Below are 1,885 nucleotides of genomic sequence, written 5' to 3'. Positions count from 1 at the left end.
TGATACATCCCTTGTCAAGTAGACAAGAAAAATAATTAAATTCAAGGTTGTAATATAACCAGCATTCGAGAGAGTGCTGGTTATTATTTTATATTGCTTGTTGTAATACTTTTTGTTTCTTTTCTTCTATTTCTCTCCAGAACTTTATATATCTATTTGCTTGTTTTATTGGATATACTTTTGGTTTTGCTGATTGTAAGGCTTTTGTTCTTACTTGTCCACATGTTTTTCCTTTGAAACGTTTCTGGGGATATTCATTTATGTAATAATCAAGTGTTCCATAAATTGCTCTAATCATTTCTTCTTTTGTATGTATTTCTGGATATAGAATAAACAAGATATCTTTAAATAATCCTTGGAATCCTTCACAGGGACCGTTGTCTATACATCTTGAAATTCTTGACATAGACTGTGTCATGCCATAGCTTTTAAGTTTGGTCTTGAATACAGCTCTTGTATATTGGAACCCTCTATCACTGTGATACAAAGGGTTGGCTTCCGGATAAGTGTTATGTGCCATTTCTAACGCTGCATCCGTAAGGGCTGTATCGTTCGTTTCCGACACTGCAAATCCTACTGGATATCGATCGTATAAATCTAATATTGGACTTATATATAGCTTTTCTCCTGTTGTAGGAACTTTAATTTCAGTAACATCAGTACACCATTTCTCATTTGGTTTGTCAGAATTAAATTTTCTTCCAAGTTTATTCTCAACAGTTTCTTTATGTGTTGATTTTATATATTTATATGAACTGGTTCTTCGATACGAAGACCTTATGTCATTAACGCACATAATTCTATATACTCTGTTATGTCCACAAGTGAAATAATATTTGTCTCGAAGTTTATAATACATGTTCATTGCGCCAAACAATGAATTATTAGAGACTGAAATCTCTTTAATCTGAGCAAGGATTCTTTCGTCTTCAATCTGGCGTTCTGATGGTGTTGAATTAATCCATTTATAGTAAGCAGCTCTGGAAATATTTAAATGTTCACACATAAAAGATATATTCCACTGTTCATCTGATTCATGGAGTTCCTTTATCAATTCATAATCAGCAATTCTATTACATCGGTTATAGTAAGCTCGTTTTGCTTTGACTAAACCTTCAATCACCACCTTTCTCGTTCTTCGGCTTTTTTTAACAATTCATATTTCTTTCGATACTCTTCTTTTTCACGTTCAAGCTGAGCAATTTTACGTTGAGCTTTTTCTAAATTGGTAAGTTCATCTTCCGGCTTACGTTTTCCACGCTTATCGACAAGGGCTTCTTCACCATTAATTTCATATTTTCGTAGCCACTGATAAAGTTGAGCATATTTACAGCCATACTTAGCCGCTGTTCCTTTGATATCTCTATCATTTATCAGACAATATTTAACTATTTCAATTCTTTTTTCATAGGTAGTTTTTAAAGTATCTGCCATATAGACCTCCGGTTTCGGATCATAATCCTTTATTTCTATATGATTATTATACTTCTTTATCCAACCTTGAATAGTTGATTTTCCTGAAATATTGTATTTAGATTTCAAATCCCAAATACTATAATTTCCAGATAAATACTCTAAAACAACCTGTTTCTTAAATTCTTTTGAGTAAGTAGCATTATGCACCCTTTCCTTAAAAGCATCTGAACCGTTAACAGAGTACATTTTAATCCAGTGTAAAACTTCAATTCCACATACATTAGAATCCTTACTTATTCCAAGTTCAATCCCTATTTGAGATGCTGATTTAAGTCCAGTTAAATATTCTTCACAAGCCTTAATTTTTTGTGCTTGTGTAAATCTGTTTTTACGTCCCATAAAAAAATCCCACCTCCATAGATAGATGAATTTATTTATTTCATCTGTCTACTTAAGTGGGATTGTATCA

At 32.3% G+C, this 1,885-nt stretch carries 2 protein-coding genes; both read right to left on the bottom strand.

Features of this window, described 5'->3' with window-relative positions; translation table 11 throughout:
• Positions 1–88 precede the first annotated feature (88 nt).
• Positions 89–1,123 carry an IS3 family transposase gene (locus KYD98_RS17960; protein ID WP_308462478.1) on the bottom strand — a complete coding sequence of 345 codons (1,035 nt, stop codon included), beginning with the start codon at positions 1,121–1,123 and terminating at the stop codon, positions 89–91.
• Positions 1,120–1,815 carry a helix-turn-helix domain-containing protein gene (locus tag KYD98_RS17955; RefSeq protein ID WP_219781418.1) on the bottom strand — a complete coding sequence of 232 codons (696 nt, stop codon included), beginning with the start codon at positions 1,813–1,815 and terminating at the stop codon, positions 1,120–1,122. The genes KYD98_RS17960 and KYD98_RS17955 overlap by 4 nt, the downstream gene beginning before the upstream one ends.
• Positions 1,816–1,885 lie beyond the last annotated feature (70 nt).

This window comes from Clostridium weizhouense (assembly GCF_019431045.1).
In the GTDB taxonomy this organism is placed as follows: Bacteria; Bacillota; Clostridia; order Clostridiales; family Clostridiaceae; genus Clostridium; species Clostridium weizhouense.
This window is presented reverse-complemented; position numbering and strand designations above follow the sequence as displayed.

Bases quoted from the DNA above. Each gene is read 5' to 3' on its own strand.
- KYD98_RS17955 (WP_219781418.1), bottom strand. From the start codon at position 1,815: ATGGGACGTAAAAACAGATTTACACAAGCACAAAAAATTAAGGCTTGT.